At 31.8% G+C, this 2394-nt stretch carries 2 protein-coding genes; one reads left to right on the top strand and one right to left on the bottom strand.

The features are described from left to right. Window positions 1-147: 147 nt before the first annotated feature. Window positions 148-1110 carry a quinone oxidoreductase family protein gene (locus LLA01S_RS11850; RefSeq protein ID WP_061778365.1) on the bottom strand — a complete coding sequence of 321 codons (963 nt, stop codon included), beginning with the start codon at window positions 1108-1110 and terminating at the stop codon, window positions 148-150. A 259-nt stretch (window positions 1111-1369) separates the two neighbouring features. Between LLA01S_RS11850 and LLA01S_RS11855 the strand changes: the two genes are divergently transcribed. Beyond that, entirely contained in the window at window positions 1370-2332 is a 963-nt protein-coding gene (locus LLA01S_RS11855; protein WP_061778366.1) for a D-2-hydroxyacid dehydrogenase, read from the top strand. Window positions 2333-2394: the final 62 nt, after the last annotated feature.

The raw sequence follows: 2394 nt of genomic DNA on the forward strand, positions 1-2394 counted from the left end.
TGATATTCTGTTTTAGACAATAATTATAAATAACATTGTATAAAATCAATGAGGCATAATATTTATCTCTATACTTGGAATAGAACGTACTTCTTTGAAAAATAGCATTACATATAGTTAGTATAGTAATTATCTTTGTGCAGTATTTCAAAAATTATGCTTGTTTATAAGTAAGACACTAGGAGAATGTGTCCATGCGTGTGATACTTCTTCTAAATTAAACGAAGCTGTTTTAAATTTTATGTCCTCTTTGTTAACTAAATCATAGACCATTTTCAGATTTTCCTGCAAGTATTTTTGGAGAACACTTGCTGGAAAGCTTCCTATTCCTGAGCCAACTATCTGAATTTCTTTACTACGTAATAGTTGAGAGGGAATATTCGCAGTATTGTTAGCTAAACTCCCAACAGAGATATAAGTTATAGAACTGCCTAATCTAACTTTTAATAAGGAAGTCATAATAGCTTCAGCTGGTTGGCCCCATAGATAGTCCAGAATGATATCAAAAGGACTCTCTTTATAAGATTCAATAATCGCTTTTATAAGTTTATCATTATCTTGTTTCAAGTCTATAGTTACATCAGCACCTATCTCTTTTAGATATTCTAATTTTTTAGAGTCTCTTCCAGTAACAATAACAGTTTTTGCTCCACGAATTTTCGCCATTTGTACTGCCATAGCTCCCGTTCCCCCAGTCGCTCCATTGATGAAAACACAATCTCCAGACTTGATCCCTCCTTTAACCATAAGCGCTAAATCAGAACCTACTAGCGTATTTGGAATCGCAGCAGCTACACCATCATCAAGCCCTTTTGGTATAATGATTCCCCCCTTTTTCTTTATAATAGCTTTTTCAGCCATCATTCCTGTAATGCCCATCGTATAAATACGATCCCCTGCATCAGTAATTCCTACACCATCAGTACCAACAACACTAGGAAGTTTATCGAATTTTGTATAATGAGTGCCTGCTGCTTTAGATATGTCTAATTGCTTAATTGCTGAAGCAGTAGGATAAATGAGAGTTTCATCAGCTTTATGTACTACTGGATCAGGAAAATCTTGATATACCGGTAATTTTCCATATTTTGACAAGATAGCTGCTTTCATGTTTTTTTTCTCCTTTGTTTCTATCACTAATCATTTTATATTATATTAAATTTTGATTGACGACTTTATATTACTATTATTAGCAATGTACAAACACCTCAAATTATATAAAAAAATTTTTTTCTAATAAAAAGAATCATTGTTTTTTTATAATTCTTTAATATTTTGTATGAAAAAAACGTACGCATGATTAAAAAATAGTAATGCCATAAATAAAATTGTATGCTATACTTTAGAAAAATAAGGAGGATTTAGACTTATGGCAAATATTGTAATTTTGGATGGGTACGAACTTAACAACGATCTAGACTGGAGGAAACTAAAAAATTTAGGAAACTGTACTTTCTATAATCGTAGTCCTATTAATGATGATAAAGAAGTTTTGAAACGCATTGGAGATGCTGGTATTGTAATTACCCATAAAACTCCTTTGAATGACCATGTTATAAGTAATCTACCTAAACTAAAATATATTGGAATTATGGGGACAGGATATGATGTTGTTAATATACAGAGTGCTCACAGAAACAATGTTGTAGTTACTAACGTTCCAACTTATGCAAGTGATGCAGTTGCACAATTCACCTTTTCTTTGCTACTTGAAATTACAAGTCAAGTAGGATTACATAACCAACTTGTTCATAATAATAAATGGGCTGAGGCTCCCGATTTCACTTTCTGGGCTAAATCCTTATATGAATTAAAGGACAAGACACTAGGTTTGATTGGATATGGTCATATTGCTAAAAAAGTAGCAAAAATAGCTCATGCATTTTCAATGAATGTTATCTTTTATAATCATAAATCTAAAACTATACCCGAAAATTGGATAAAACAGGTACCGCTAGATGAACTTTTTGAGAGCTCTGATATTATTAGCTTACATGTTATTCAGACTCCAGATACAATTAACATGATAAATAAGAGAACCATCTCTAAAATGAAGCCAACAGTAATTATTTTGAATACATCCAGAGGAAAATTAATTAATGAACAAGATATAGCTGACGCACTTAATAGTGAAAACATCTATGCATTAGGAACTGATGTTGTCAGTAACGAGCCTATCCCTAAGAGTAATCCTTTGCTGGGTGCTAAAAATTGTTTTATTACTCCTCACATAGCATGGGCACCCTTGGAAACAAGGGAGAGATTACTGGAAATTACAATTACTAATCTGCAATCTTACTTGATAGGTAAAAAAAAGAACATAATTATATGAAGCATTTACCTCAACAAATTATATTAGTTTTCACTTCTTTGATAGTTTTCTTTTCATAATTC

The organism is Lactococcus cremoris subsp. cremoris NBRC 100676, assembly GCF_001591705.1.
Lineage (GTDB): Bacteria > Bacillota > Bacilli > Lactobacillales > Streptococcaceae > Lactococcus > Lactococcus cremoris.

Excerpts from the sequence above, each read along its gene's own strand:
- LLA01S_RS11850 (WP_061778365.1), bottom strand. The coding sequence starts at position 1,110 with ATGAAAGCAGCTATCTTGTCAAAATATGGAAAATTACCGGTATATCAA.
- LLA01S_RS11855 (WP_061778366.1), top strand. The coding sequence starts at position 1,370 with ATGGCAAATATTGTAATTTTGGATGGGTACGAACTTAACAACGATCTA.